The organism is Streptomyces asoensis, from assembly GCF_016860545.1.
Classification (GTDB): Bacteria; Actinomycetota; Actinomycetes; order Streptomycetales; family Streptomycetaceae; genus Streptomyces; species Streptomyces asoensis.
Genome location: NZ_BNEB01000003.1, coordinates 1,049,358 through 1,074,562, shown reverse-complemented (window position 1 = coordinate 1,074,562; position 25,205 = coordinate 1,049,358). Strand labels below are relative to the sequence as shown.

Sequence of the window (25,205 nt, the reverse complement as noted above, 5' to 3'; positions counted from 1 at the left end):
CGGAGCCGGGGTGCGGGTCGCGGTCCCGGCCGGGGGTCCCGGCCGGGACCGCGCGGGCGCCCCGGTGGGGGATCGCGCGGGGGGTGCTGCCGAAGACGCCGTCGAGGGCGCCGCCGTGGGTGCCGCAGGGGGTGCCTGCGGCGTCGTCAGCGGTGCTCACCTGGTCCTCACCACCTGTCCGGTCAGGGTGCGCCGATGGTCTGCTTCTGCCACGAGCGCTGGAACGCGTAGCGCGCCGCCTCCACCTCGTGCCGCTGGTCCGCGTGCAGCACGCCGAGGGCGTACGCCGTCGCGGGCGCGATCCGGGGCGTGCGGGCCGCCTGGGCCGCGGCGGAGGAGGCCTCCGAGGCGTCGCGGTGCCGGTCGAGCGCCTCGCCCGCCGTGAGCAGGCGGACGTCGAGGGGGGTGCCCCGGCCGTGCACGACCTCGCAGGCGTACCGGTGCAGCCGCAGCAGCAGCCGCACCTGGTGCCAGGGCGCGTCCTGGGGGTGCGGGGCCGGGTCCGGGGAGAGGCCGTGGATCAGGGCCTCCGCGTTGTAGGGGCTGCCCGCGGTGACGAGCGGCAGCGCGGTGACCGCGTCGGCGAGGCGTTCCTCGGCGGCCCTGGCCAGGGCCCGCAGGTCGGTGGCGGCCGCGGCGGAGGTGAGCGGGACCTCGCTGGCGAGCACGGCGACCTTGTCCGCGACGGCGTGGAAGCGGGAGGAGCCCAGCGCCTGGAGGGCGCTGGAGTGGGCCCGGGTGCGGGCGAGGGTCAGCTGCCGGTCCAGGAGGGCGCCCGCCTTCGCCGCGCCCACGGTGAGGTTGCCCCGGTCGGGGGCCGCCGGACGGGCCGTCCCGTCGGCGGACGGGCTGCCCGGGCCGACGAGCTGGGGCGGCACCGGTGCCGCGCCCGAGAGCCGGTTCAGCGCCAGCAGCAGCCGCTCCAGGCGGGCCCCGTACGCGTGCTCCAGGGCCAGCGTGCCCGACAGCCAGGCCAGCTCGGGGCGGATGCCCTCCGACCACTCGGGTTCCAGGAGCGGGCGGAAGGTGTGCAGGCTGCCGCTGATCCGGCGGGCCGAGCGGCGCAGGGCGCGCGCCGCGTCGACGCGCGCCGTCGCCCCGCTCGACGCGCCCGCTGCCGTGGCGGTCGTCGTGCCGCCCGGCGCGCCGGCGGCCGTGGAGCCCGCCGGCGCGTGTGACGTGCCGCCCCCCGTCTCCCGGTGCAGACGCAGGGCGCGGAGGAACTCCGTGGCCTGGCCCCGGAGGTAGCCCGCGAGGGCTTCCCCCGTGGTCACGGGCCCGGCCGCGGGGTCCGTCACGTCATGGTGTCGCTGTGCCACGCCGGCGCCTCCGGGCGTCTATGAGCATCTCCTGGACGTTGCGCAGGGGCGCGCCGTCCGCGTCGGTCGCGTGCCGGATCCACTCGCCGTCCGGGCCGAGGTGCCAGGAGGCCGTGGCATCGGACATGCCCGTCTCCAGGAACCGGTTCAGGGACGCCCGGTGGGCCGGGTCGGTGACCCTGACCAGGGCCTCGATACGGCGGTCGAGGTTGCGGTGCATCATGTCGGCGCTGCCGATCCACACCTCGGGTTCGCCGCCGTTGCCGAACCCGAAGACCCGCGAGTGCTCCAGGAAGCGGCCCAGGATGGAGCGGACCCGGATGTTGTCCGACAGGCCGGGCACGCCGGGGCGCACGGCGCAGATGCCGCGCACCCACACGTCGACCTGCACGCCGGCCTGGGACGCCCGGTAGAGGGAGTCGATCAGCGCCTCGTCGACGATGGAGTTGACCTTGATGCGGACGTGCGCGGGCCGGCCGGCGCGGTGGTGCTGGATCTCCTTGTCGATGCGGGCGATCAGACCGTCCCGCAGGGACTTGGGGGCGACGAGCAGACGGCGGTAGGTCTCGCGGCGGGAGTAGCCGGAGAGCCGGTTGAACAGGTCGGAGAGGTCCGCGCCGACCTGCGGGTCGGCGGTCAGCAGTCCGAGGTCCTCGTAGAGCCGTGCCGTCTTGGGGTGGTAGTTGCCGGTGCCGACGTGGCAGTAGCGGCGCAGGGTGTCGCCCTCCTGACGGACCACCAGCGACAGCTTGCAGTGGGTCTTCAGGCCGACCAGGCCGTAGACGACGTGGCAGCCGGCCTCCTCCAGCTTGCGCGCCCACTTGATGTTGGCGTGCTCGTCGAAGCGGGCCTTGATCTCGACCAGCACCAGGACCTGTTTGCCGGACTCGGCGGCCTCGATGAGCGCGTCGACTATCGGGGAGTCGCCCGAGGTCCGGTACAGGGTCTGCTTGATGGCGAGGACGTCCGGGTCCACCGCCGCCTGTTCCAGGAACGCCTGCACGGACGTCGAGAAGGAGTCGTACGGGTGGTGCAGCAGGACGTCCCGGCTGCGCAGGGCCGCGAAGATGTCCGGCGGGGAGGCCGACTCGACCTCGGCCAGGTCGCGGTGGGTGCCGGCGATGAACTTCTTGTACTTCAGCTCGGGCCGGTCGAGGCCGTGTATGCGGAAGAGGCCGGTCAGGTCGAGCGGGCCCGGCAGCGGGTAGACCTCGGCCTCGCTGATCTTCAGCTCGCGCACCAGCAGGTCGAGCACCTCGCGGTCGATGGACTCCTCGACCTCCAGGCGCACCGGCGGCCCGAAGCGGCGCCGCATGAGCTCCTTCTCCAGGGCCTGGAGAAGGTTCTCGGCGTCGTCCTCCTCGACCTCGAGGTCCTCGTTGCGGGTGAGCCGGAAGGCGTGGTGCTCCAGCACCTCCATGCCCGGGAACAGCTCCTCCAGGTGCGCGCCGATGACGTCCTCGATGGGGACGTAGCGGCCCGGCGAGCTCTCCAGGAACCGGGACAGCAGGGGCGGCACCTTGACGCGCGCGAAGTGCTTGTGGCCGCTGACGGGGTTGCGCACGACGACCGCGAGGTTCAGCGAGAGACCCGAGATGTACGGGAAGGGGTGCGCGGGGTCGACGGCCAGGGGGGTGAGGACCGGGAAGATCTGGTGGCGGAAGAGCGTGAAGAGGCGGGCCTGCTCCTTCTCCGTCAGTTCGCCCCAGCGCACCAGGTGGATGCCCTCCTCGGCGAGGGCGGGGGCGATGTCCTCGTGGTAGGTGGCGGCGTGCCGGGCCATGAGCTCGCGCGAGCGGGCCCAGATCATCTCGAGCACCTCGCGCGGCTGGAGGCCGGAGGCGGAGCGGGTGGCGACGCCGGTGGCGATACGGCGCTTCAGGCCGGCCACCCGGACCATGAAGAACTCGTCCAGGTTGCTGGCGAAGATGGCGAGGAAGTTGGCCCGTTCGAGGAGGGGCGTGTTCGGGTCCTCGGCGAGTTCCAGGACGCGTTCGTTGAACGCGAGCCAGCTGCGTTCCCGGTCGAGGAAGCGGCCCTGGGGAAGCTGCGGGCCGTCGTACGGCGCTTCCTCGTAGGTGTCGAGGTCGGCGTCGATGTCGGGCTCGAGATCGGAGACCACGGCGGCGACGGTGTGCGGGCGGTGGGCGGCGATGGAGCCCACGGAGGGCTGCGCGTGCTGGACCTCGGCCTGGGCGTCTGACTGGCTCATGTACCCATTCTTCCGCGCAAGGAGCGTGACAGGCGCGTCGGAACGTGCGGGCGTGATCGCGGTGGTGTCTCGCGGGGGCCGATCTGCCCCGGGAGGCGGCGAAGGCTCGGGCACGGCGGGCTTCATTCGCCGAGCGTCGCAAGGTCGTCTGAACCGATGGTTACGGCGACATGGCGTGCGGGATATCGGGGGGCGGCCCGCGGGGGTCGGAGGCGGCGCGCTCACCGCTTCTCTTCCCGGCCGCTGGGTGGTGTGCGGGGGTCCCTCCCCCCGTGGAGGGACCCCCGCACACCGGACCGGGACGGGTCGGGCCGACCGTGCGGTCGGGCCGGCGGGGTGGTCAGGCCGCCGAGCTGGTCGCCGTGCGGCGGCGCAGGAGGAGGAACGCGGCGGTGGCCGTGAGGCCCGCGACGACCAGCACGAGTGCGGTCGCGGCCAGCTGGAGGGGCCAGAAGTGGGACTCGGGGTGGTACGTGGAGTAGAAACCGGTGGCGTCGAGCCCGGCGTACACCTTGTCGCAGCCGCTGACGACGCCGGTCGGACCGCAGCCGGGGTCGGCGATGTGCGCGCCGGTGGAGGTGACCAGGCCCGAGTCCACGCCCAGGCCCGAGCCGCCGTACCCGTCGGCGAGGCTGGTGACCCGGGTGACGGCGGGCCACAGGTGGGGCAGGACCTGGGAGGTGAGGACCCGCACGACGGCGACGAGGCCGAGGGCGAGCGACATCGCCGGCAGCGTACGGCGCAGCAGCAGGCCCGCGAGGGCGCCGCCGGCCAGGCCGGTCAGCGCGAAGGCGACCGTGGTGGGGCCGTTGGTGTGCAGGGTCATGTCGTCGTACCAGCTCTTGGCGGTGTCGATACGGCCGTCGCCCGCGGACCACATCAGCCGGTGCAGGGCGACCAGCAGGAGGGTGCCCGCGGTGACCAGGACCGCCGGCACGGCCAGCTTGGTGGCCAGCCAGCGGGTCGGCGACAGGCTCTGCGTCCAGGCGAGCTGGGCGGTGCCGTGCTCCAGCTCGCGGCCGAACAGGGAGGCGCCCGCCCAGGCGGCGACCAGGAACGGGAGCCCGGTCAGCGCGGCGGTCGTGTACGCGTACACGTCCTTGTAGCGGACGATCGTGTCCTGGTCGTACCTGCACGGACCGCCGTTGGCGCATTCGTCCCGGTACTGGCGCCAGGCCACGGCGGCCGAGTCCGTCAGCGGACCCCACAGCCACACCAGCGCGAGGGCGAGCACGAGGACCAGGCCGAGCCAGGCGTACAGGGCGGGCCGGTGCAGGCGGAACAGCCAGCGGATCCCGGGGGCGCGGTGCGCGGTGCGCGGGGTGGTCGGCGCGAGGGCGAGTGCGGTCATGCGGCGGCCTCCTCGGCCTCGGCCGGGACGAGCGGGGCGGCCTGCGGGTTGCGCAGGTAGGCGAGGACGAGGTCCTCCAGGGACGGCGCCGAGGTGCGCCAGCCGTCGGCGAGCGGGCCACCGGGCCGGACCAGGGCCGTGAGCTGACGGCCGGTGACCCGGGACTCGACGACGGTGTGCGGGGCCAGATCCGGGGCGGCGCCCGGGCTGCTCGGAGAGCCGCTGGGGGTGCCGGGCGCAGAGCCGCTCGGGAGGCTGACCGGGGACGCGTCCGCGGGGGCGGTGCGGGCGTCCGCGAGGGCGCTCACGCGCGTGTGGGCGGCGAGCAGGTCGTCGATCTCACCGGCCAGACGCACCCGGCCGGCGCCGACCAGCAGCAGGTGGTCGCAGGAGTCCTCCAGTTCGGCGACCACGTGCGACGACATCACGATCGTCGTGCCGTACTGGGCCGCCCGCGCCATGAGCGTGCCCATCAGCTCGTGCCGGGCCAGCGGGTCCAGGTCGGCGAGCGGCTCGTCGAGGAGCAGCAGTTCGGGCCGCTTGGCCAGGGCCAGGGCGAGCGCCACCCTGGTGCGCTGGCCGCCGGAGAGGGAGCGGATCTTCTTCCCGGGGTCGAGGTCGCCCGCCGCCACGATCCGCTCGGCGGCCTCGGCGTCCCAGCGCTCCGGGTTGAGATCGGCGCCGACGAGCAGGGTCTCGGCCACCGACAGCTGCGGGTACAGCGGCTTGTCCTGGGCTACGTAGGCGATACGCGTGCGTGCGGAGGCGGGATCCGTGCCGAGGACGGTGACACGGCCCTCGGTGGGGGCCAGCAGGCCCGCGGCGAGGGCGAGGAGCGTGGACTTGCCCGCGCCGTTGGGGCCGACCACGGCGCAGACGCGCCCGGCGGGCAGGCGGAAGGTGCAGTCGCGCAGCGCCCAGCCCCCGCGTCGGCCGAAGCGCTTGCCCAGCGCGGTTGCCGCCAGGGCGGTGTCGGTCATGAGGGGTCTCCAGGGTTCACGGGATTCAAGTGATGCGGGTCGGGCGGGGCCTGTGGGTCGCCCGGGGTCTGCGAGGTGTGCGGGTCCTGCGCGGTGGCGAAGTGTGCGTCGAGCACGGCGGTGAAGAGCGCGGCCACGTCGTCGCGGTCCAGCGCGGCCTCCCGGGCCCGCACGGCCCAGGCGTCCAGTTCCGCCCGCAGGGGCGAGTCGGCCGGGGCGGTGCTCAGACCGCGCCGCACGAAGGTGCCGAGGCCGCGCCGCGCCTCCACCAGCCCGTCGCGCTCCAGCTCGCGGTACGCCTTCAGCACGGTGTTCGGGTTGATGGCGGTCGCCTCGACGACCTCGCGGGCGGTGGGCAGCTTGTCGCCGGCCCGGAGCACGCCCAGACGCAGGGCCTGCTTCGTCTGCTGGACGATCTGGACGTAGGTGGCGACGCCGCTGTGCCGGTCGATGCGGTATTCGACCACTGGACAACCACCCTTTCACTAATTGAGTAGTGAAAGGGTGGTGCAAGAGGGGTGTCCACGTCAAGAAAAAATCGTGCGGCGGATCGTGAACCGATCGGCGGGGCCCGTCCGATGAGGGAATGTGAGCGAAACGAGAAGCGACGGGGAGCTGCTGCGGGCCATCGCGGCGGACCGGGACCGTCATGCCTTCGAGGAGCTGTACCGGCGGTACGCGCCCTGGCTGACCGCGCGCCTGCGCGGCCGCTGCGCGGACCCCGCGATAGTCGACGACGTCGTGCAGGAGACGTTCCTCGCGGTGTGGCGCGGCACCGCCCGCTACCGCGAGGAGGGCACTTCCGCCGACGCCGCCGGCTGGCTGTGGCGCATCGGCTCGCGCCGCCTGGTCGACGCCGTGCGCGGGGACGGGGCGCGCGGCCGGCTGCGCCAGGCGCTGTCCCGGTTGCGCCACCGCGACGAGGCCTCGGCGGAGGAACGCGTGCTCGCGGGGGTGGAGCACGGGGACCTCGCCGGGGCCCTCACCCGGCTCTCGCCGGAGCTGCGGGCCGTCCTCCAGGCGACCGTCATCGACGGACTCACCACCCGGGAGGCGGCCGTACTGCTCGGCATCCCGCCCGGCACCGTCAAGACGCGGGCGCAGCGTGCCCGCAAGCAACTGCGGGAGGCGCTGGCATGAGGCGGCACGTGTGCGGAGCGTGCCCGTGCGGGCGTGCGGGCGAGGGACAGTCGAGGGAGGTCGTGGCATGACGTGGCATGTGGCTGAAGAGGACCTGCGGGCCTACGCGCAGGGCGAGTTGGCGCCGCCGCTGCTGTGGTCCGCCGACACCCACCTGGCCGGCTGCGCCCGGTGCAGGGCCCTGCTCGCGCGGACCACCGACCCGGTCGCGCTGGACGCCGGCTGGGCGCGGCTGGACGCCGAGCTGGACGCGCCCCGGCCGGCCCTGCTCGAGCGGCTGCTGGTGCGGCTCGGCGTGGCCGACCACACCGCGCGGCTGCTGGCGGCGACACCGGTGCTGCGCCGCTCCTGGCTGCTGTCGGTGCTGTTCCTGCTGGTCATGACCGTGCTCGCGGTGCGGGTCGCGGACCAGCCCCTGTTGTTCCTCGCGCTCGCCCCGCTGCTCCCGCTCGCCGGGGTCGCCCTGTCGTACGGCCCGTCCCTGGACCCGACGTACGAGATGGCCGTCGTCGCCCCGCTGCACGGATTCCGGCTGCTGATGATCCGTACGGTGGCGGTGCTCACCGCGGGCCTGGCGTTCAACGGCCTGGCGACACTGGCGCTGCCGGGGTACGGGCTGTCGGCCCTGGCCTGGCTGCTGCCCGCGCTCGCCCTCACGGCGACGGGGCTCGCGCTCACCGCGCGGCTGGGGCCCGTCGTCGCGCCCGCCGTGGTCGGCGGCGCGTGGGTGTCGCTGCTGGTGCTGGCGGAGAGCCGCACGCCCGCTCACGACACGCTCGCCCCCTTCACCGCGGTGGGCCAGTCCGCCGCTGCGGTGGTCGCGGCCCTCGCCGTCCTGCTGCTCTTCCGCACCCGCGACCGCTTCGACACCCGTCCCCTGGGCGGCTTCCCGAACGGCGGCACCCTGTGAACCACCCCCTCGCCGCCCGGCCTACCCCGGCACCCGCCCGGCCCACCCCGGCACCCGCGAGGCGCTCCGCGGCACCCGCACGGTCCACCCCGGCACCCGCGCTGCGCGCCGGGACGGCGTCGACCGCCGGGACCGAGGGGGCCCATGGGGCCGCCCGACCCGCCCGACCCGCCCGACCCGCCGGGCCCGCCGGGCCCGCCGGGCCCGCCCGGGGCCGGCGCGAGGCGCGCCCGGCCGCCCCCGCGGTCCGCTTCCCGGCTTCGGCCGCCGACTCGACTTCCAGGAGTTCCGCATGACCACCGCATCCGCTCCCGGCCCCGCCACCCTGACGGCCACCGATCTCTCGCTGCGCTACGGCGGGACCCGCGCCCTCGACGGGGTCTCGCTGCGGCTGACGCGGGGCGTCACCGGGCTGCTGGGCCCCAACGGCGCGGGGAAGACCACCCTGTTGCGGGTGCTGGCGACGGCCGTGCCGCCCGACGGCGGTGCCTTCACGGCCCTCGGGCACGACCCCGGCACCACGTCCGGCCGTCTCGGCCTGCGCCGCACCCTCGGCTACCTGCCGCAGACCCCCGGCTTCCACCCGGACTTCACGGCCTTCGAGTTCGTCGACTACGTGGCCATCCTCAAGGAACTGACCGACCGCGGCGCCCGGCTGAGAGAGGTGCGGCGCGTGCTGGAGGCCGTCGACCTCTCGGAGGTGCGCGGCAAGCGGATCAAGCGGCTGTCCGGTGGCATGCGCCAGCGCGTCGCGCTGGCCGCCGCGCTCGTCGGCGACCCCGGCTTCCTGGTGCTGGACGAGCCGACCGTCGGTCTCGACCCGGAACAGCGCATGCGGTTCCGTGAACTGATCGCCCAGGCGGGCGAGGGCCGTACCGTCCTGCTGTCCACCCACCAGACGGAGGACGTGGCGATGCTCTGCCACCGCGTGGTGGTGCTGGCCCGGGGCCGCGTCCGCTTCGAGGGCACCCCGGCCGACCTGACCGCCCGCGCCGCCGGCCGGGTCTGGAGCAGCGCGGAACGCGACCCGAAGGCCCTCGCCGGCTGGCGCACCGGCACCGGCAGCTTCCGCAACATCGGAGACCCGCCGGCCGGCGCGGACCTCCTCGAACCCACCCTGGAGGACGGCTACCTGCTGGCCCTCGACGGCGAGAGCGCGGAGGCGGCCGCATGAGCACCACGACCCCGACGATCACGCAGCCCGCGGGCGAGCGCACCGAGCCGCCCCGCGAGAGCCGCCGGCCCCGGGCCGTCCTCGAGCTCGCCCGCTTCGAGGCACGCGAACTGCTCCGGCAGATCCCGGTCCTGTTCTTCTTCGCGCTCTTCGTCCTGCTCGTCGTGCTGCGGCTGATGAGCAACGACGGCATGGACTCCTACCCCGTCCTGAACACCGTCGACCGCCGCACCCAGACGGCACCCCTGCTGTTCGCCCTGGCCATGCTCGTCTGCACCAACGCGGCCGCGCTGCGCTCGCACAAGCACGGCACGGTGCAGCAGTTCGGGGTCCTGCCCATGGAACCCTGGCAGCGCACCCTCGCCCATGTGCTGTCCGTGCTCCCGTACACGGGGCTCACCGCGCTCGCCGTCGCGGGCGAGTTCACCCGGGAGGCGCTGAAGCCCGGCGCGATCGGACACGGCTCCTTCGGGGAGCTGGCCGTCGGGCCCCTGACGGTCCTGCTGGCCGGGATCCTCGGCGTGCTGCTGGCGCGTCTGCTGCCCTCTTCCTTCGTGCCCATACTCTTCGTCATCGCCGTGTACGTGCTCGGCATCCTGGCCTCCGGGCTCATCGGCTTCCACCACAAGTGGGTGGGGTGGCTCTCCCCGGTGATCTTCTCCGACTCCGGCAGCGGCGCCCCGGTCCCCTCCGGCCTGCTCGGCCGCCCGGCCGGCTGGCACGCCCTGTACGTGGCGGGCCTGTGCGCCGTGCTCGCCTGCGCGGCCCTGCTGGCCGCCGGTGGCCGCACCCGGGCGGTCAAGGCGGCGACCGCGCTGGCCCTCGCGGCCACCGCGGCCGGGGTGGCCGGCCAGCTGCCGCACGACACGGCGGCCCTGGCGGCGGCGCGCAGGACGGCCGGCGAGTCTCCGCAGAAGGTCCAGTCCTGCTCCGAGTACGAGGGCTCGACGTACTGCTCGTTCCCCGAATGGAGCGGTGTGCGGTCCGACTGGGCCGAGGTCGTCGGCCGGGTCCGGTCCGGGGCCGGCGGTGCGGCGGCCGAGGCGCCCCTGACGGTCCGCCAGCGGATCTACGTCAGCGGTGACGGGATCGAGGACGACGGCGCCCTCGAACCGGCCACGGCGCCGGGCCAGGTGACGGTCGGTACCCGGTGGGGCGGCAACCGCGTCCCGGAGTTCGCCGTCGGCGTCGCCTCCGTCCTGGTGGGAGGCTCCGAGGACGTGGTGAACGAGCCGATGTGCGACGCCCGCGCGGTGACCCTCATGTGGCTGGTCCTGGGCAGCGACCCCACCCCGAAGGCCACCTTCCGCGACGTAAGGCTGGACGACAGCATCAGCGGCTCCGGCGTGGTCCTGTCCCCGACGTACGGGCTGAGCCTGTCGGGCGCGCAGACGACGGTGATCCGTGAACTGCTGGAGCGCCCGCGCGCCGGGATGACGGCCCGGGTCAAGGCCCACTGGACGGAACTGACCTCGGCGAGGACGACGACCGCCCAGGCCGCGAAGCTGCTGGGCGTCCCGGTGCCGAAGGAGGCGGAGCAGTGCGACGACGAGGAGTAGTGCGCGCGCGAGGACGAGGAGCAGTGCGGGAGGAGACGGGCGCGGTCCCGGCGGAGCTGCTGCCCGCCCTGGTGCCGCCGGTGTGGCGCAGCCTGCCCTGGCGGGCGCTCGGCACGGCCGGCGGGCTGGGCCTCCTGCTCGCCGCGACGACCCGGCTGCCGGACGACGCCCCCGGCGCGGACGTGGGGCAGCTGGTGCTGCGTCTCACCGCCCTCACCGGAGCGCTGGGGCTGGCCTTCCTGCTGGACGACCCGGCTCGCAACACCACGGCGACCACACCGGTGGGCCGGCCGCGCCGGACCGTGCTGCGCCTGGCTTTCGCCGTCCCGGCGGCAGCGCTCTGGTGGGCGACCGCCCTGCTCCTGACGCCCGCGCCGACCCGTCCCGCATCGGGCCCGGCCACCCTCGAAGCGGCGGGAATGGCCTGCGCCGCCCTCGCCCTCGCGACGGCCGCCGTCCGCTTCACCCGGGCGGCACAAGCGGGCCGGGCCACGGCGATCCGGCTGGGCACCGCGGCCGCGGTGGTGGTGCTGGTCCCGAACCGGTGGGGTCTGCTGGGCACGTCCGCGGATCCCTACTGGGTCGCGACCCAGGTGAGATGGGCGGTGGTCCTGGGGGCGGCCCTGGCGTTGAGCGCGCTGTGGACACCGGAGCCGCTGCGGGCCCCCTGGGGCCGCATACGGGATCACCTCGGCCCACCCCCGAAGGGCGCGCCGCCGCACGGCACTCCCACGGCCCCTGCCGCTCCCGCCTCCACGGACTGACCGGGAGAAGGTCGGCACCGGCTCGCGTCGCTCAGGTCTCGGTGCGGTACATCAGGTCCGTCTCGTGGGTGACGAAGCCGAGCCGCTCGTACACCGACACGGCCGCCTTGTTGTCCGCGTCGACGTACAGCATGGCCGTGGGCAGCCCCTGGGCCGCGAGGTGGCGCAGGCCGATGGTGGTGAGGGCCTTGCCGAGGCCGCCGCCCTGCGCGCCGGGGGCGACACCGAGGACGTACACCTCGCCGAGCTGCTCCTCGGCGTGGACCTTCGTCCAGTGGAAGCCGACGAGCCGCTCGCCGCGGAAGGCGAGGAAGAAGCCGGCCGGGTCGAACCAGGGCTGGGACCTGCGGTCGTCGAGGTCGCGCTGGGTGAGGGAGCCCTGTTCGGGATGGTGGGCGAAGGAGGCGGCGTTGACGGCGAGCCAGGCGGAGTCGTCCCGCCCCGGGACGAACGCGCGCACGGTCACCCCCTCGGGCAGCACCGGCTCGGGCAGCTCCAGGTCGGTCAACGGCCGCCGCATCTGCCGCAGTTCGCGGAACAGGGAGAGGCCGAGCACCTGGGCGAGGTGCCGGGCGGCGGCGTGACCGCCGTGCGCCCAGACCCGCAGCCGCTTGCCGGAGGCGGCGAGCAGGGCGGAGCCGAGCGCCCTGCCGTGGCCGTGGCCGCGGTGCGCGGGGTGGACCACCAGTTCGGCGGCCGGGGCCTCGACCGGGTCGGTGTCCTCCAGCTGGGCGTAGCCGACGAGGTCGTCGCCGACGGTGAGGACCAGGTGGGAGACGCCGTCGCGGGCTCCGCCGTGCAGTTGCAGCCGGCCCTGCTCGGACACCGCCTGCTGGCCGTCCGACCGGGCGGCCTCCGCGAGCAGTTCGAGGACGGCCCCGGTCTGTTCGGGGGAGAGCTCGGAGTGGGTCTCGATCGATCGGGAGCCGGGAATCCGTGCGGTGTCGTCGCTGGTCATGCGTACGAGGGTAAGGGGCGGGCCGGGCAATGTGGCGGTAAGGAGAAAGGCGGAAGGCTGAGCTCCGCAAAGGCAAAGCGAGGGGTAAGCGGGGGCAAAGGGAAACCAGGATGTAACCAAGAACCCCCTGTCGCGCTACGCGCGTTGACTTTAGGCTGCGCCGGACGGGGCCACTCCTCATTCGTCGCCCGGGGCCGTCGGGACCTGGGGACGCAGACATCACAGGCAGACACCTCAGGGGGGCGCATGCCAGCCACTTCCCAGCCGCATCCGAACGGCAGACGTCGTACGTACCGTCTTCTCGCGGCCGCCGCGGGTCTCGCCACCGCAGGTGCCATGGCCGCCGCGCTGCCGGCGGACGCCCACGACGGCAAGCACTCCAAGCCGCTGCCGAGCCGCTACCAGGACGTGCAGCTGCTGTCCTTCAACGACCTGCACGGCAACCTCGAGCCGCCGTCGGGCTCTTCGGGCCGTGTCACGGAACTCCAGGCGGACGGCACGACGAAGACGATCGACGCGGGCGGTGTGGAGTACCTCGCCACGCATCTGCGTCAGGCGCGCGAGGGCAACAAGTACTCCATCACCGCGGCCGGCGGTGACATGGTCGGCGCGTCCCCGCTGATCTCGGGCCTGTTCCACGACGAGCCCACCATCGAGGCGCTGAACAAGCTCGACCTGGACGTCACGTCCGTCGGCAACCACGAGTTCGACGAGGGCGCGAAGGAACTGGCCCGGTTGCAGAAGGGCGGCTGTCACCCGACGGCCGGCTGCTACACGGACAAGAAGTTCAAGGGCGCCGACTTCCCGTACCTGGCGGCCAACGTCCTGGACGAGAAGACCGGCAAGCCCATCCTGAAGCCGTACTTCGTCTGGAAGAAGAAGGACGTCAGGATCGGCTTCATCGGCGTGACGCTGGAGGGCACCCCCGGTGTCGTGTCCGCCGAGGGCGTGAAGGGCCTCAGGTTCAAGGACGAGGTCGAGACGATCAACAAGTACGCCAAGGAGCTCCAGAAGCAGGGCGTGAAGTCGATCGTGGCGCTCATCCACGAGGGCGGTCTGCCGGCCTCGGGGGCCTACAACTACAACTGCGACTCCCCGAGCGCGGGCGGCGGCATCTCCGGCCCGATCGTCGACATCGCGAAGAACGTCACCCCGGCCGTGGACGCGCTGGTGACGGGCCACACGCACGCGGCGTACGCGTGCACCGTCGCCGACCCGTCGGGCAAGCCGCGCACGGTCACCTCGGCCGCGTCCTTCGGCCGCCTGTACACGGACACCACGCTGACGTACGACCGGTTCACCGGTGACATCGCGCGCACGGCGGTGCGGACGGCGAACCACGTGGTCACCCGGACCGTCGCCAAGGCGCCCGACATGACCGAGCTGATCAGCCGGTGGAACACCCTGGCGGCCCCCGTCGGCAACCGGCCGATCGGCTACATCTCCGCGGACGTCCCCAACACGGGCACCGAGTCCCCGATGGGTGACCTGATCGCCGACGCCCAGCTCTGGTACGGCAGGAAGCTCGACCCGGAGACGGACCTCGCGCTGATGAACCCGGGCGGTGTCCGCGCCGGTCTCACCTACGCGGCCAAGGGCAGTGAGGGCGACGGCGTGGTGACCTACGCCGAGGGCTTCACCGTCCAGCCGTTCTCCAACACCGTGAACCTCCAGAACTTCACGGGCGCCCAGCTGATCCAGGTCCTCAAGGAGCAGGTGAGCGGGGCGAACGCGAGCGCGCCGAAGATCCTCCAGCCGTCCGCCAACCTGACCTACACGCTGGACCTGACGAAGAGCGGCGCCGACCGGGTCGTCACGGACTCCATCAAGCTGAACGGCGCGGCGATCGACCCGGCCGCCACCTACCGCGTCTCCACCAACAGCTTCCTCGCGGGCGGCGGTGACGGCTTCACCACGCTGGGCCTGGGCACGGGCGACCTTGTCGGCGAGGACGACCTGACGGCTCTGGAGCAGTACCTGCTCGCCAACTCCTCGGCCGCGGGCCCGCTCGCGCCGCCGGCGGCGAACCGGATCTCGATCACGCAGTAACCCGCACCACCCTCAGCGGTTCACGAGGCGGCCCCGTCACCGACGGGGCCGCCTCTTCGTATTAAGTCCTGTGTGAGTTCCCGTTCGGTTCCCGCCGGCGCCTGAAAATGGTCTCAGCCGCAATTCATCGAGGTCTCAGCGGGATCGGCCTTTTCGGGCTCTGGTGTCCCGTAGTGTTTTCCATGTCGAAAGCGAACGACGCGAAAGCGAAGTGAGCGAACAAACGGAATGGAGAACGCCGTGAGCTTCCACAAGATCGCCCCCGCCAAGAAGGCCCGTAAGGCCGCCGCCGCCCCGGCCCCGAAGCCCGTGGCCAGGAAGAAGGTCGCGAAGAAGGCGCCCGCGGAGCGCCGCCCGGTCTCCCACAAGGGCTGACGCCGCAGCCGTTCCGGTCGGCACTGTTGCAAATCCATGACATATAAACCGGGTAAGAACAACATGTTCGGCGCCTGATGAATGGAGAGGTAATTCCCATGAGTTTCCACAAGATCGCCCCCGTCAAGAAGGCCCGTAAGACCGCCGCCGCCCCGGCCCCGAAGCCGGTGGGCAAGAAGAAGGCCGCGAAGAAGGCCGCCCCGAAGCGCCGCCCGGTCGCGCACCAGGGCTGACAGCGCGCCACGAGGCGGGGCCACCGGTGGAAGCCGGTGGCCCCGCCTCGGCCGTGCCGTTCGTACCCGCTGTCAGTCGAGGGAGTCGTCGACATGAAGGAAGCCCGCGAGGCCTTCCGCCGTTTCTGGCCGCTGACCCGCGGCGACCGCAGATGGATGCTGGTCGTCGTGGCGTGCGTGGTGGTGTCCGCGCTCGCCGAGGCCGCCTCCGTCCTGCTCTTCGCCGACCTCACCGACAACGCCCTCCAGGCCGGTTCGCTCACCGCCTTCTGGGACCCGGCCGGCGCCTGGCTGGGGGTCGCCGCCCTGGGCGCGCTCGTCGGCTACCTGGGCAACTCGCTCGCGACCTGGACGGGGGAACGATTCGTCCTGCGGCTGCGCGCCGGGGTCTTCGGCCACGTCCAGGACCTGCCGCCGCACTTCTTCCAGCGGCACCGCCGCGGCGACCTGGTGGAACGGCTGACGGGAGACGTGGAGGCCATCGAACAGCTGGTCGTCTCGGGGGTGGTGGGCACGGCCTCCGCAGCCTTCTCGGCCGTCTTCTACGCGGCGGCCGCCCTGTGGCTCCGCTGGGACCTGGCCCTGGTCACCTTCGTCCTCGCCCCCCTCTTCCTGCTCGCCGCCCGCCGCTTCTCCGGCCGGATCGGACAGGCCTCCCAGGACGAACGCGTCGCCGACGGCGCGATCACCTCGGTGGTCGAGGAGTCCCTGGGCAACATCGTGCTGACCCAGGCGTACAACCGCCGCCGCGACGAGGAACGACGCCTCGACGCGGAGGCCCGCGCCTGGATGCGGGCCTCGGTGCGGGGCGCGCGGCTGAGCGAGAGGTACGAGCAGCTGGTCGAGGTGGTCGAGACCCTGTGCGTCCTGTCGGTGATCGGCCTGGGCGTGTGGGAGATCTCGGCCGGCCGGATGACCCTCGGCGCCCTGCTGGCCTTCGCCGCGTTCATCGGCTACCTCTATCCACCGGTCCGCAGCCTCGGCCGGCTCGGCCTGACCCTCACCGCGGCCACGGCGGGCGCCGAACGCATCACGGAACTCCTGGACGCGCGGCCGTCGGTGCGCGACCCCGAGGTCCCCGTCCCGTCCTGGCCGGTGCGGGGCCGCGTCGGCGTGCACGGCGTCTCGTTCCGCTATCCCGGCGCGGACCGCGAGTCGCTGACCGACGTGACCTTCACCGCCGAGCCCGGCCAGCTGATCCTGGTCACCGGCGCGAGCGGCGCCGGGAAGTCGACGCTGTCCACGCTCCTCACCCGCTTCTACGACCCCGACAAGGGCGTGATCCGCCTCGACGGGGTGCCGCTCACGGACGTCCCGCTGGAGTTCCTGCGCGAGAACACGGCCCTGCTGCCCCAGCAGACCCTCGTCCTCAACGGCACCGTCCGGGAGAACATCGAGTGCGGCCGCCCGGGCGCGACCGACGCGGAGATCGAGCGGGCGGCCCGGTCCGCAGCCGCCCACGAGTTCATCACCGCCCTCCCCGACGGCTACGCCACCCGCATCGCCCCCGGCACCGCCGCCCTCTCCGGCGGCCAGCTCCAGCGCGTCGCCATCGCCCGCGCGATGCTCCGCGCGGCCCCGGTCCTCGTCCTCGACGAACCCACGGCCGGGCTCGACTCGGTGGCGGCCCGGCAGATCGTGCAGCCGCTGCGCCGGCTCATGTCGGGCCGTACGACGATCATGATCACCCACGATCTGAGCCTCGCCCCCGACGCCGACCGCATCCTGGTCGTCGACGCGGGACGGCTGCTCGACGCGGGAACGCACGACGAGCTGATGACCCGCTGCGGGGCCTACACCGCCCTGGTCGGACCCTGGTCGGCCGCCGCCCCGCCGCGCGCGAGCACGGGGCACCCGGCGGGGGCTCGGGAGCCCCGTCCGGACGACACACCGGTGCTGCGCCGCTGAGCGCCGGGTCCCGGCCGGCTCGGCCCCCCAGCCGGCCGGGGCCCGTCGACTCGGCCCCGAAGGTCAGGACGCCGTGGGTGTCCAGTCGCCCAGCCAGTCCGCGACCTCCTGGCCGGCGGCCTGGGAGTCGCTCAGCTGGGGCCGGTCGGAGCTCGCGGCGCCCGAGCCGGCGCCGGTGTTCCGGTACTCGGCGAACCGGTCGTCCTTCCAGGAGAAGCCGCTCATGTCGGTCCACGGCGTGGTCCTGACCGCGGCGCTCAGAGCGGTGTTGCGGACCGTGGTCTGCGGGTCGAGGCTCGCGTCGCCGCCCGCGTGCCAGGGCCGCCCCAGGTAGAAGCTGCGGTCGGACACGTCACCGCTGATCGTGGAGTTGGCGATCAGGATGCCCTTGCGGTTCGCGGCGGTGCTGGGGGCCGTGACGTAGCCGGCCGAGGTGCCGTTCCAGCGCTTCTTCAGGGTGATGACGGACTTGTCGATCACCGCGGTGGCGCGCCCGAAGATGAAGTCGACGTTGCCGACGACGTAGGAGTTGGTCATGTAGACGCGGCCCAGCCTGTCCTTGGACGCGGTGTCCAGCAGCAGGGTGTCCTGGTCGCCGCTGATGATGACGCCGTCGAGGAACACCTTGTCGGAGGAGGTGCGCAGGGCGACCGCCTGGCCCGCGATGTCCTGGTGGGCCGCCTCGTCGAAGTCGTTGGAGATGGTCAGGTTGCGGGCCTGGAAGTCGTCCGCGTCCACGGCGACGGTGGCGCTGCCGCCGGTGCCGTACGTGCCCGAGCCGTCGGGCTTCGGCGTCCCGGAGGCGTTGTTGTAGACGATCGTGGTGTCCTTGCGGCTGCCGCCGGTGCCCTGGATGGTGACGTGCGGCTTGTTGGACGGCACCTTGACCAGCTCGCGGTACGTGCCCGGCTTGACGGCGATCACGACCCGCGAGGCGTTGTTCGCGGGTACGGCGTTCACGGCGGCCTGCACGGTCGTGTACTGCCCGCTGCCGTCCTTGGCGACGGTGAGCGTGGTGACGGCGGCCGCCTTCGCCGTTGCCGTCGTCGGGGCGGTGCCCGTGGCGGTCGTCGTGGCGGACGTCGTGCCGAGGGAAGTACGGGGGCCGGCGCCCGACTTGAGGAGAGCCGGGACGTCGGCGGCCTTGTCGAGGGTGTACGCGTAGTACGTCCTCGGGTCCCAGGCCGCGCCCGTGCCGCCGCTCTCGTTCTTGCCGGTGGTGGCGGAGAAGACGTTGCCGCGCTGCACGAGGGTGGCGGTGGCGTCCCGGACGACGGGGTTGGTCAGGCCCTGGAAGTAGGAGTTCTCCAGGACCATGTTCGTCCTGCCGCGCGAGTAGTTGCCGTAGGAGGACTTGATGTCCGTCCCCGCCACGTCCTCCAGGAAGTTGTTGTACAGGTGGGCGTGGGCGACGTTGTCCGTGGAGGGGTTGCGCTGCTCGGTCTCGCGGATCCAGTTGTGGTGGATCGTGATGTCGGCGGTGACGTTGTCGGTCCAGCCGATGCCGAACGCCTTGTTCTCCTGGCTCAGTCTGTTCCAGGAGACCGTCAGGTAGGTGGTGTCCTTGCGGCTGTCGATGAGCCCGTCGGCCATGTGCCGGATGTCGTTGTGGTCGATCCAGACGTGGTGGGCGCCGTCCATCTGGATGCCGTCGTAGTCGTGTTCCTTGTCGTTCCAGACACCCTGGTAGGCGTCCCGGATCGTCAGGTTCCGGATGATGACGTTGTGGACGCCCTGCCCGAGGAAGAAGCCGCCGCCGACGATCTGTCCCGACGTCCCGGACCCGATGATCGTCTTGTCCGACTGGACCTTGATCTCTTTGCCGACCGGGTCCATGGTGATCGCCGCCGCGACGACGATGACGTACGGCTCGGCCGCGGTCGCGTACTTCTCCAGATCGGCGAGGGTCTTCACGGTGACGGTCCGGCCGTCCCGGCCGCCGTAGGTGCCGTTCTGCCCGAGGGCGTCGACCGACGCGAAACCGTCGGCCGAGGCGGTGGCCCAGGCGGGCGCGGTGACGGTCGCGGCCGCGGCCCGTGCCTGCCCGGCCGCGCCGAACAGGCCGAGGTCCGTGCCGTAGGCGAGCGTGCCTGCGGCGGTGAGGACGAGGGGCAGGCCGATCGCGAAGGCGGCGCCGGCGCGCCTGCGGTGACGGGGCCCTGTCCTCGCCGCTCCGGCCGGGGAGGTCCTGTCGGGGGACGTGGTCGTCGTGGCCGGTGCGGTCGGGTCGGCCGACCGGGCCGGCCGGCGGCGGTGCTCGCTCATACGGCTGCCTTCCGTGGGGGCGGGGGGAGTTGGTGCGCTCCTGGGTCGCCGCCCGGACCGGAAAGGTTGCCGTACTCACGTACTCGGCCTGCTCGGCCTACGCGGGGACCAAGGGGTCGTCCGGGGGAGGGGTCGGCGCCCCCGGCAGCCGGACCGTCGCCACCGTGCCGCCGCCCTGCGCGCGCGCCAGGGCCACCTGACCGCCGGCCTGCTCCACCGTGCGGGCGACGATCGACAGACCGAGACCCGAACCCGGCAGGGCCCGCGCACTGGGGGAGCGCCAGAACCGGTCGAAGACGTACGGGAGTTCCTCGGAGGGGATGCCGGGGCCGTGGTCGCGCACGGTCAGGGTCCCCCCGCTCAACCGGACGTCGATCGTGCCGCCCTCGGGGCTGAACTTCACCGCGTTGTCCAGGATGTTGACCACGGCCCGTTCCAGCGCGGCCGGCTCGGCCCGGGTGTACCAGGGCTCCAGCGACGCCGTGATGGTCAGCTCCGGGCCACGCAGCCGGGCCCGGCGCAGCGCCGACTCCACGGCGTCCTCCAGCGAGACCACCTGCACGCGCTCGCCGCGCTGGCCCTCGGAACGGGACAGTTCCTGGAGGTCGCCGATCAGCGACGCCAGCTCGGTCATCTGCGCCTTCACGGAGGCGAGGAGCGCCTTGCGGTCCGCCTCGGGGATCGGACGGCCCGTCTCCTCGCTGCGGGTGAGGAGCTCGATGTTGGTGCGCAGGGAGGTCAGGGGGGTGCGGAGCTCGTGCCCGGCGTCCGCGATCAGCTGCTGCTGGAGCTCACGGGAGCTGGCGAGGGAGGCGGTCATGGAGTTGAAGGAGCGCGAGAGGCGGGCGATCTCGTCGTCGGTCTCGTCGTCGACGGGGATCCGGATGCCGAGGTCCTCCGTCCGGGCCACGTGTTCCACGGCCTCGGTGAGCTTGTCGACGGGCCGCAGCCCGGCCCGTGCGACCGCCAGACCGGCGGCCCCGGCCCCGAGGACGCCGATACCGGAGACGAGGAGGAGCAGGAGAGCGAGGTCGTTGAGGGTGGACTGGGTGTTCTTCAACGGGAGCGCGATCAGGAGGCCGGCGTTGGTGGTGCTCTGGGTGGACGGGTCGGAGACGGTGAACCCCGGCAGTGTGAGGACCCGTACGTCGGCACCCTCGGCGTCGGTGCCGTTGCGGAAGACACCGCGAGAGCCGTTCCCCCGCTTGATCAGGTCCATGTCGGCCCGGGTGACGTCGACCGTGCCGACGGAGTACGGCATGACGCAGGACTTTCCGTCCTCCGTGACCACTTGGTAGTAGGTGTTGCGGGGTCCGTTGCCGATGTCCTTCGAGGTCTTCGTGGTGCAGTTGTTGACCGCGGTCATGGCCTGGTCCTGAAGCCGCGGCATGCTCAACGACTTCTGCAGATCCTCGTCGACCTGGTCGTACAGTTTCCCCTGCACGATGAACCAGCAGGTCACCGACACCGCCGCCACCGCGAACGCCACAGCGGCAGCGACCAGCATCGACAGCCGGGCCCTGATCGGCAGGGTCCGCAGCCGCCGGACGACCTTGTTCACTCCGCCCCGCCCTGCCGCAGTACGTACCCGACGCCCCGCACGGTGTGCACGAGGCGCGGCTCGCCGCCCGCCTCCGTCTTGCGCCGCAGGTACATCACGTACACGTCCAGGGAGTTGGACGAGGGCTCGAAGTCGAAGCCCCAGACCGCCTTGAGGATCTGCTCGCGCGTGAGGACCTGGCGCGGGTGGGCCATGAACATCTCCAGGAGGGTGAACTCCGTGCGGGTCAGTTCCACGGGACGCCCGGCGCGGGTCACCTCGCGCGTGGCGAGGTCCATGCGCAGGTCGGCGAAGGTGAGGGCCTCGTCGTCCTGCACGGCGGCCGCGTCGGCCGCCGCGTAGGAGCTGCGCCGCAGCAGGGCCCTGACGCGGGCGAACAGTTCGTCCAGCTCGAAGGGCTTGACGAGGTAGTCGTCCGCCCCCGCGTCCAGTCCGGTGACCCGGTCGCCGACCGTGTCGCGGGCCGTCAGCATCAGGATGGGTGTGGTGTCGCCGGCCCCGCGGATGCGGCGGGCGGCGGTCAGGCCGTCCATGCGCGGCATCTGGATGTCCAGGACGAGCAGGTCGGGCCGGTAGGCCGTCGCCTTCTCCAGCGCGTCCGCGCCGTCGACGGCGACCTCCGTGTCGTAGCCCTCGAAGGCGAGGCTGCGCTGGAGTGCTTCGCGCACCGCCGGCTCGTCGTCGACGATCAGGATGCGCTGGGTGTCACGGTCGCCTTCGGCGGGGCTCATGGCGTGGATTCCTCGGGATGCGGTGGGACGACGGGAGGCCGGACCTGCTGGACGTGCTGAGTGTCCTCAGCCTCGCACGGTTCCCGGTGTGCGCGGGAAGGGCGGATCGCGCGGGCCCGGCCGCGCGGAGCTCAGCCGCGCAGGGCGGCGAGCCGGTTCAGCGGCACCTTGCGCCGGTGCGGGCGGGCCGCGGTGGTGCGCAGACCCATCAGCTGCGGGGCGGCCACCTCGGGCGCCCGGTCGGACGCGAGGGGAGGGTGCAGTTCGTACGCCACGTCGAGGGCCAGGCCGAGGTCGGCCGCACCGCAACCGGTCACCGTGTGCGAAACCTGCTTGATCATGACGTGCTCCCTGGCTCGGTGGTGTGGGCTCAGCTGTCGGAGCCGCCGGCCCGCAGGGTGGCGAGGTCGGCCTTGACGGTGTTGATCGGGATGGCGAAGCCGAGGCCGACGCTGCCCGCGTCGGAGGAGGACGAGTCCGCCGCGGCGGAGTACATGGCGGAGTTGATGCCGATGATGTTGCCGCCGGCGTCGATGAGCGCGCCGCCGGAGTTGCCGGGGTTCAGGGAGGCGTCCGTCTGGAGCGCCTTGTAGGTCGTCGTGGACGTACCGGTGTCACCGTTGAACTGCTGGCCGCCGAACTGGAAGGGCCAGTTGCCGCCGCCCTGACCGCCCTGGCCCTGGCTCTGGCTCTCGTCCGTCGAGACGGTCACGTCCCGGCTCAGCGCGGAGACGATGCCGCTGGTGACGGTGCCGGTCAGGCCCTCGGGGGAGCCGATCGCCACGACCGTGTCGCCGACCTTGACGCCGTCGGAGTTGCCGAGGGTCGCCGGCTTCAGGCCGGACGCGTTCTCCAGCTTGATGAGCGCGAGGTCCTTCTTGCTGTCGGTGCCGACCACCTGGGCGGTGTACGACCTGCCGTCGCTCGTCTTCACCTTGATGGAGGTGGCGCCGGAGATGACGTGGTTGTTGGTGATGATCTCGCCTGCGCTGGTGATGATCACGCCGGAGCCGGTGGAGGTCCCGTTGCTGAGCGTGGCGCTGACCTCGACGACGCTCGGGCTGACCGCCGCGGCGATGGTGGCCACGTCACCGGTCTTGCTGGAGGGCACCACGCTGGTGGTGGTGGAGGAGGAGACCACCTCGGACTTGCCGGTCAGCTCCTGGATGCCGTAGGCCGTGCCGCCGCCTATCGCGGCCGCGACGATCGCCACGGCGGCCAGGAGCGCGAACGGGCCGCGGGCGCGCTTCCTGCCGGCCGGGCCGGGCTCGGCGGCCACGGGGGTGAGGAGAGCGGTCCCGCCGCCGTTGCCGCCGCCGGCGCCCGCGGCCGCCGGGGTCTGCCACACCGCGGTGGGCTCGACGACCGGCTGCCCGTACGGGGGCTGCCCATAGGGGGGCTGCGCGGGCTGCTGCTGGGTGGGATGGGTGACCGGCTCGTACGCCGGCGGCGGCGGCCACTCCGGGTTCACCGGGGAGGAACCCACGGGGGAGGCGGAGGCCTGCTGCTGGGCGCCCTCGTACGGGGCCTGGTACGGGTTCTCGAAGTTCTCGTACTCGCCGCTGCGGCGGATGCTCTCGGTCATGGAAAGAAGCTTCCCGCGCGACCATGAGAGCTTCCTGAGTGCTTGCTGAGAAGCCCGCCAGAACCTCGTATGCCCGATATAAAGACCGGCCCCGCGTTCGTGCGGAGCCTCTCAGCAACGTCTCAGAGACGCGTCGTACGGGGCTCGCGCGCGGCCGCTACTCGCAGCCGCAGGAGCCCCGGACCACCAGCCGCGACGGGAACACCTTCAGCCGCTCGCGCCGTGACCCCGCGACCCGCAGCCCGTCGTCGAGGACCAGGTCGACGGCCGCCCGGGCCATCGCCGAGCGGTCCGATGCGATCGTTGTCATGGGCGGGTCGGCGAGGGCGGCTTCCTTGATGTCGTCGAAGCCGATGACGGCCAGCTCGCCCGGCACGTCGATGCGCAGCTCCCGGGCCGCTCGCAGCAGGCCGATGGCCTGGTCGTCGGTGGAGCAGAAGACGGCCGGCGGCCGGTCCGGGCCCGCCAGCAGCTTGAGGGAGACGCGGTAGGCGTCGTAGCGGTTGTACGGCGCCTCGAAGAGCCGGCCCTCGGTGCTGAGACCGGCCTCCTCCATCGCGCGCCGCCAGCCCTCGACGTGGTCGGAGACGGGGTCGCCGACGGACGGGGTGTCCGCGGTGCCGCCGACACAGGCCACGTACGGGTGGCCGTGCTCCAGGAGGTGGCGGACGGCGACCTGGGCGCCGCCGAGGTCGTCGGTGACGACGGCGACGTCGTCGATGGCCTCGGGGCGTTCGTGCAGCAGGACCACCCGGGCGTCCCAGGCGTCGATCTCCGCGGCCGCCAGGTCGTTCAGCGCGTGGCTGACGAGGATGAGGCCGGAGACGCGCATCCCGAGGAAGGCGCGCAGGTAGTGGACCTCGCGCTCGGCGACGTAGTCGGTGTTGCCGACCAGCACCATCTTCCCGCGCTCGGAGGCGGCCTGCTCGACCGCGTGCGCCATCTCGCCGAAGAACGGCTGGCGGGCGTCCGGGATGATCAGACCTATGAGGTCGGTGCGCCGGGACGCCATGGCCTGGGCGACCCGGTCGGGCCGGTACCCCAGTTCCTTGATCGCTGCGAGAACGCGCTCGCGCGTGGCCGGGGCGACCGGCCGGGGTCCGTTGTTGATGACGTAGCTGACGACGGCGGTCGAAGTCCCCGCCAGTCGCGCCACATCGTCCCGAGTCACCTTGGCCACGCGCGGAGTCTACGCGGATGGACCCGTGCTGGGCAGGGCGTACAGAGGCTTGCCAGGGCGCGGGCGGCGCCCTCTTCGGACGGGCGCCCGGCCTACCGGCGGGTACTACGCCTCCGCCGAGACCTCTTCGGCGTCCCGGGCGGTCAGGTTGTCCGCATTGTCGTCCTTTGCCCGCTCCGAGCGGTCCGCTTTGGCCTTCGCGTCGTCGCCGCCGCGCTCGCCCTTCTCGGGCGTAACGAATCGATAACCGACGTTCCGGACGGTTCCGATGAGCGACTCGTGCTCGGGGCCGAGCTTGGCCCGCAGCCGCCGTACGTGCACGTCCACGGTGCGGGTGCCGCCGAAGTAGTCGTAGCCCCAGACCTCCTGGAGCAGCTGGGCGCGGGTGAAGACGCGGCCCGGGTGCTGGGCCAGGTACTTCAGCAGCTCGAACTCCTTGAAGGTGAGGTCCAGGACCCGGCCCTTCAGCTTGGCGCTGTAGGTCGCCTCGTCGACCGACAGGTCGCCGTTGCGGATCTCCATCGGGGAGTCGTCGTTGACGATCTGCTGGCGGCCCATGGCCAGCCGCAGCCGGGCCTCGACCTCGGCGGGGCCCGCGGTGTCCAGCAGGACGTCGTCGATGCCCCAGTCGGCGGTGACGGCGGCCAGGCCGCCCTCGGTCACGACCAGGACGAGCGGACAGCCGGGGCCGGTCGAGCGCAGCAGCTGGCACAGGCTGCGCACCTGGGGCAGGTCGCGGCGGCCGTCGATCAGGATGACGTCGGCGCCGGGGGTGTCGACGAGGGCGGGTCCTTCCGCCGGGGCCACGCGCACGTTGTGCAGCAGCAGGCCGAGGGCGGGAAGCACCTCCGTCGACGGCTGGAGAGCGTTGGTCAGGAGCAGCAGAGAACTCATACGTCCGGTTCCTCCTCGGTCCCTGCGAGGACATTGCGGCACTGCGCTTTGCGGCAC

At 72.8% G+C, this 25,205-nt stretch carries 22 protein-coding genes; 9 read left to right on the top strand and 13 right to left on the bottom strand.

Annotation, left to right across the window (positions count from 1 at the left end; translation table 11 throughout):
- Nucleotides 1–182: 182 nt before the first annotated feature.
- The 5 genes from Saso_RS17500 to Saso_RS17480 form a co-directional block, all read right to left on the bottom strand.
- Nucleotides 183–1,319 (bottom strand): CHAD domain-containing protein, encoded by a 1,137-nt coding sequence (locus tag Saso_RS17500; protein ID WP_189921342.1) that lies wholly within the window; start codon nucleotides 1,317–1,319, stop codon nucleotides 183–185.
- Nucleotides 1,300–3,531 (bottom strand): RNA degradosome polyphosphate kinase, encoded by a 2,232-nt coding sequence (locus tag Saso_RS17495; RefSeq protein ID WP_229901234.1) that lies wholly within the window; start codon nucleotides 3,529–3,531, stop codon nucleotides 1,300–1,302. The genes Saso_RS17500 and Saso_RS17495 overlap by 20 nt, the downstream gene beginning before the upstream one ends.
- Before the next feature lie 340 nt (nucleotides 3,532–3,871).
- On the bottom strand, nucleotides 3,872–4,882 hold the full coding sequence (locus Saso_RS17490; RefSeq protein ID WP_189921338.1) for an ABC transporter permease: 1,011 nt from the start codon (nucleotides 4,880–4,882) through the stop codon (nucleotides 3,872–3,874).
- Nucleotides 4,879–5,862, bottom strand: coding sequence for an ATP-binding cassette domain-containing protein (locus Saso_RS17485; protein ID WP_189921336.1), 984 nt, complete (start codon nucleotides 5,860–5,862; stop codon nucleotides 4,879–4,881). Before Saso_RS17485 ends, Saso_RS17490 begins: the two co-directional genes overlap by 4 nt.
- A complete protein-coding gene (locus Saso_RS17480; RefSeq protein ID WP_229901233.1) occupies nucleotides 5,859–6,329 on the bottom strand; it encodes a GntR family transcriptional regulator in 471 nt (156 codons plus the stop codon). Before Saso_RS17480 ends, Saso_RS17485 begins: the two co-directional genes overlap by 4 nt.
- A gap of 121 nt (nucleotides 6,330–6,450) precedes the next feature.
- Between Saso_RS17480 and Saso_RS17475 the strand changes: the two genes are divergently transcribed.
- From Saso_RS17475 to Saso_RS17455, 5 genes are all read left to right on the top strand, one after another.
- Nucleotides 6,451–7,002, top strand: a complete 552-nt coding sequence (locus tag Saso_RS17475; protein WP_189921334.1) for an RNA polymerase sigma factor — start codon at nucleotides 6,451–6,453, stop codon at nucleotides 7,000–7,002.
- A gap of 67 nt (nucleotides 7,003–7,069) precedes the next feature.
- The gene (locus Saso_RS17470; RefSeq protein ID WP_189921332.1) at nucleotides 7,070–7,912 is read left to right on the top strand and encodes a cupin domain-containing protein; all 843 of its coding nucleotides are present in this window, start codon (nucleotides 7,070–7,072) and stop codon (nucleotides 7,910–7,912) included.
- Between the two features lie 292 nt (nucleotides 7,913–8,204).
- Nucleotides 8,205–9,086 carry an ABC transporter ATP-binding protein gene (locus Saso_RS17465; protein WP_189921330.1) on the top strand — a complete coding sequence of 294 codons (882 nt, stop codon included), beginning with the start codon at nucleotides 8,205–8,207 and terminating at the stop codon, nucleotides 9,084–9,086.
- Complete coding sequence (locus Saso_RS17460) at nucleotides 9,083–10,645, top strand: ABC transporter permease (protein ID WP_189921328.1); 1,563 nt, start codon at nucleotides 9,083–9,085, stop codon at nucleotides 10,643–10,645. Before Saso_RS17465 ends, Saso_RS17460 begins: the two co-directional genes overlap by 4 nt.
- A gap of 23 nt (nucleotides 10,646–10,668) precedes the next feature.
- A complete protein-coding gene (locus tag Saso_RS17455; protein WP_189921327.1) occupies nucleotides 10,669–11,409 on the top strand; it encodes an ABC transporter in 741 nt (246 codons plus the stop codon).
- A gap of 31 nt (nucleotides 11,410–11,440) precedes the next feature.
- Here the strand turns inward: Saso_RS17455 and mshD are convergent, their stop codons facing one another.
- Nucleotides 11,441–12,367 (bottom strand): mycothiol synthase, encoded by a 927-nt coding sequence (gene mshD, locus Saso_RS17450; RefSeq protein ID WP_189921325.1) that lies wholly within the window; start codon nucleotides 12,365–12,367, stop codon nucleotides 11,441–11,443.
- 246 nt (nucleotides 12,368–12,613) lie between these two features.
- On the opposite strand from mshD, the gene Saso_RS17445 reads away from it, so the two are divergent.
- From Saso_RS17445 to Saso_RS17440, 4 genes are all read left to right on the top strand, one after another.
- Nucleotides 12,614–14,416 carry a bifunctional metallophosphatase/5'-nucleotidase gene (locus Saso_RS17445; protein WP_189921323.1) on the top strand — a complete coding sequence of 601 codons (1,803 nt, stop codon included), beginning with the start codon at nucleotides 12,614–12,616 and terminating at the stop codon, nucleotides 14,414–14,416.
- A 240-nt stretch (nucleotides 14,417–14,656) separates the two neighbouring features.
- Nucleotides 14,657–14,791, top strand: coding sequence for a hypothetical protein (locus Saso_RS38775; protein WP_268253211.1), 135 nt, complete (start codon nucleotides 14,657–14,659; stop codon nucleotides 14,789–14,791).
- Between the two features lie 98 nt (nucleotides 14,792–14,889).
- A complete protein-coding gene (locus tag Saso_RS38770; protein ID WP_267926694.1) occupies nucleotides 14,890–15,024 on the top strand; it encodes a hypothetical protein in 135 nt (44 codons plus the stop codon).
- Between the two features lie 93 nt (nucleotides 15,025–15,117).
- Entirely contained in the window at nucleotides 15,118–16,932 is a 1,815-nt protein-coding gene (locus tag Saso_RS17440) for an ABC transporter ATP-binding protein (RefSeq protein ID WP_229901232.1), read from the top strand.
- A 63-nt stretch (nucleotides 16,933–16,995) separates the two neighbouring features.
- Here the strand turns inward: Saso_RS17440 and Saso_RS17435 are convergent, their stop codons facing one another.
- The 7 genes from Saso_RS17435 to Saso_RS17405 form a co-directional block, all read right to left on the bottom strand.
- Nucleotides 16,996–19,197, bottom strand: a complete 2,202-nt coding sequence (locus tag Saso_RS17435; protein ID WP_229901231.1) for a pectinesterase family protein — start codon at nucleotides 19,195–19,197, stop codon at nucleotides 16,996–16,998.
- A gap of 97 nt (nucleotides 19,198–19,294) precedes the next feature.
- On the bottom strand, nucleotides 19,295–20,758 hold the full coding sequence (locus Saso_RS17430; RefSeq protein ID WP_189921321.1) for a HAMP domain-containing sensor histidine kinase: 1,464 nt from the start codon (nucleotides 20,756–20,758) through the stop codon (nucleotides 19,295–19,297).
- On the bottom strand, nucleotides 20,755–21,489 hold the full coding sequence (locus Saso_RS17425) for a response regulator transcription factor (RefSeq protein WP_189921319.1): 735 nt from the start codon (nucleotides 21,487–21,489) through the stop codon (nucleotides 20,755–20,757). Before Saso_RS17425 ends, Saso_RS17430 begins: the two co-directional genes overlap by 4 nt.
- A gap of 131 nt (nucleotides 21,490–21,620) precedes the next feature.
- A complete protein-coding gene (locus tag Saso_RS17420; protein ID WP_189921317.1) occupies nucleotides 21,621–21,830 on the bottom strand; it encodes a hypothetical protein in 210 nt (69 codons plus the stop codon).
- Between the two features lie 29 nt (nucleotides 21,831–21,859).
- The gene (locus tag Saso_RS17415) at nucleotides 21,860–23,074 is read right to left on the bottom strand and encodes a S1C family serine protease (protein WP_189921315.1); all 1,215 of its coding nucleotides are present in this window, start codon (nucleotides 23,072–23,074) and stop codon (nucleotides 21,860–21,862) included.
- 157 nt (nucleotides 23,075–23,231) lie between these two features.
- A complete protein-coding gene (locus tag Saso_RS17410) occupies nucleotides 23,232–24,254 on the bottom strand; it encodes a LacI family DNA-binding transcriptional regulator (protein WP_189921313.1) in 1,023 nt (340 codons plus the stop codon).
- Nucleotides 24,255–24,359: 105 nt separating this feature from the next.
- Entirely contained in the window at nucleotides 24,360–25,148 is a 789-nt protein-coding gene (locus Saso_RS17405; protein WP_189921311.1) for a winged helix-turn-helix transcriptional regulator, read from the bottom strand.
- Nucleotides 25,149–25,205 lie beyond the last annotated feature (57 nt).

Coding starts and splice junctions, on each gene's coding strand:
- Saso_RS17405 (WP_189921311.1), bottom strand. CDS start 25,148: ATGAGTTCTCTGCTGCTCCTGACCAACGCTCTCCAGCCGTCGACGGAG.
- mshD (WP_189921325.1), bottom strand. CDS start 12,367: ATGACCAGCGACGACACCGCACGGATTCCCGGCTCCCGATCGATCGAG.
- Saso_RS17495 (WP_229901234.1), bottom strand. CDS start 3,531: ATGAGCCAGTCAGACGCCCAGGCCGAGGTCCAGCACGCGCAGCCCTCC.
- Saso_RS17425 (WP_189921319.1), bottom strand. CDS start 21,489: ATGAGCCCCGCCGAAGGCGACCGTGACACCCAGCGCATCCTGATCGTC.
- Saso_RS38770 (WP_267926694.1), top strand. CDS start 14,890: ATGAGTTTCCACAAGATCGCCCCCGTCAAGAAGGCCCGTAAGACCGCC.
- Saso_RS17445 (WP_189921323.1), top strand. CDS start 12,614: ATGCCAGCCACTTCCCAGCCGCATCCGAACGGCAGACGTCGTACGTAC.
- Saso_RS17485 (WP_189921336.1), bottom strand. CDS start 5,862: ATGACCGACACCGCCCTGGCGGCAACCGCGCTGGGCAAGCGCTTCGGC.
- Saso_RS17440 (WP_229901232.1), top strand. CDS start 15,118: ATGAAGGAAGCCCGCGAGGCCTTCCGCCGTTTCTGGCCGCTGACCCGC.
- Saso_RS17435 (WP_229901231.1), bottom strand. CDS start 19,197: ATGAGCGAGCACCGCCGCCGGCCGGCCCGGTCGGCCGACCCGACCGCA.
- Saso_RS17465 (WP_189921330.1), top strand. CDS start 8,205: ATGACCACCGCATCCGCTCCCGGCCCCGCCACCCTGACGGCCACCGAT.
- Saso_RS17470 (WP_189921332.1), top strand. CDS start 7,070: ATGACGTGGCATGTGGCTGAAGAGGACCTGCGGGCCTACGCGCAGGGC.
- Saso_RS17490 (WP_189921338.1), bottom strand. CDS start 4,882: ATGACCGCACTCGCCCTCGCGCCGACCACCCCGCGCACCGCGCACCGC.
- Saso_RS17460 (WP_189921328.1), top strand. CDS start 9,083: ATGAGCACCACGACCCCGACGATCACGCAGCCCGCGGGCGAGCGCACC.
- Saso_RS17415 (WP_189921315.1), bottom strand. CDS start 23,074: ATGACCGAGAGCATCCGCCGCAGCGGCGAGTACGAGAACTTCGAGAAC.
- Saso_RS17420 (WP_189921317.1), bottom strand. CDS start 21,830: ATGATCAAGCAGGTTTCGCACACGGTGACCGGTTGCGGTGCGGCCGAC.